Here is a 1,624-nt window from a genome sequence, read left to right as displayed (position 1 = left end):
TTTGCGGCTAGCCGTGATGTCACGGCGCCTAGAACAGACAAGAGAAATTGCCGCAAGCCTTTCCAAGCGTTTTGATGCCAAAGCTTCTGATAATATCACTCTTTTGACGGCGGCAGCGATTAAGGAGTTGATTTTTTCAACGTTGAGCAGTGGGAAAAACCTTTCGCCAAAAGCAGCACAAGAATTAGCCAATGCGCTCAAAGGGGTTTTGGCGGCTGAACATTTGTCGACCACCAGACGGCAAAGATTAGAGAAGGATTTTACCACTAAAGCAAGTAAAGCGGTTGATGTGGCAGCAGCAGCGGCGGGGCTCTCAGAAGAAACAGCGCGGGCTATACGTGCGCAGGTGTTGGGGGTAAAACATGGCTGAACAGCCCTTTTCAAAAAGTCATGTCTTTGATCATCAAGGTGGTTTTGATATTTGGCGGAAAAGTGCTTTTCCCAAAGAGAGTGATCCCTTAGCGGAAGGCGTTTTGATGGCGCATCAACGGGCATGGATTGAGGATAAATCACCGTTAAAATTGGTGGAAAAGGGGCGGCGCACCGGTATTACTTTTGCTGAAGCTTTGGATGATACTCTTATTGCGGCGGCAACCGTTAAGGCAGGGGGCGATAATGTTTTTTATATTGGTGACACCAGAGACAAGGGGCGTGAATTTATTGGCTATGTGAGCAATTTTGCCAGAGCCATTACAAGCCACAGTGGGGATGTGGAGGAATTTTTATTCTCTGATCAAAGGGCGGATGGTTCAACGAAATATATCTCTGCTTATCGGGTGCGTTTTGCTTCGGGATTTCGGGTTGAGGCGCTTTCTAGCCGCCCTGAAAACATTCGGGGGTTACAGGGCATTGTAGTGATTGATGAGGCGGCGTTTCATCAAGATGTGCGCGCTGTTTTGGATGCTGTCAATGCTTTGCTCATTTGGGGAGGAAAAATCCGTGTGATCTCCACCCATAATGGTGTACTCAATCCTTTCAATGAATTGATCCGTGAAGCACGAGCAGGCAAAGTGCCTTTTTCGGTGCATTGTTACCCCTTTGGTGTTGCTGTTAAAAATGGCTTGTTTAAACGGGTTTGTGCCATGAAGGGGGAGGTGTGGAGTTTAGCATCTGAGCAACAATGGGAAGAGCAAATTCGTGCCTCTTATGGGGTGCGTTTGGCTGCTATGCGCCAAGAATTAGATGCCATACCAGCCGATCAAGAAGGGGCGGCTTTAACACGTTTGCAGATTGAAAATTGTTGTGTTCCGGGTATTGCGGTGTTGCGTTTTGCTTGTGTGGATGATTTTAAAAATCAATCGGAACATCAACGAAGTGTTGCTGCTTTTGCTTGGTGTGAGAAGCATATAAAACCTCTTCATGCTGGGCTTGACCGGCGGCGCCAACATGTTTTTGGCGTTGATTTTGCCCGCAGTGGTGATGCCACCTCCATTGTGGTGATGGAGGTGGGACAAGATTTGGTGCGCCGTGTACGGTTTATGGTGGAATTGCGCAATACGCCGTTTGATCAACAAAGAGAGATTTTATTTTATGGGGTGAATGGTTTGCCGCGTTTGATGGGCGGCGCGTTAGATGCGCGGGGCAATGGGGCTTATTTAGCCGAAAAAGCGGCGCAACGTTATGG

General features: G+C 48.0%; 2 protein-coding genes. Both read left to right on the top strand.

What is annotated here, in order from left to right; all coding sequences use genetic code 11:
* Positions 1 to 370, top strand: a 370-nt coding sequence (locus ACFIO3_RS12750; RefSeq protein WP_375704580.1) for a phage protein Gp27 family protein, incomplete at its 5' end; no start/stop codon positions are given.
* A partial coding sequence (locus ACFIO3_RS12745) for a hypothetical protein (RefSeq protein ID WP_375704579.1) occupies positions 363 to 1,624 on the top strand: 1,262 nt, incomplete at its 3' end. The genes ACFIO3_RS12750 and ACFIO3_RS12745, both read left to right, overlap by 8 nt.

The organism is Bartonella sp. AD328YNZD (assembly GCF_042196425.1).
This window is presented reverse-complemented; position numbering and strand designations above follow the sequence as displayed.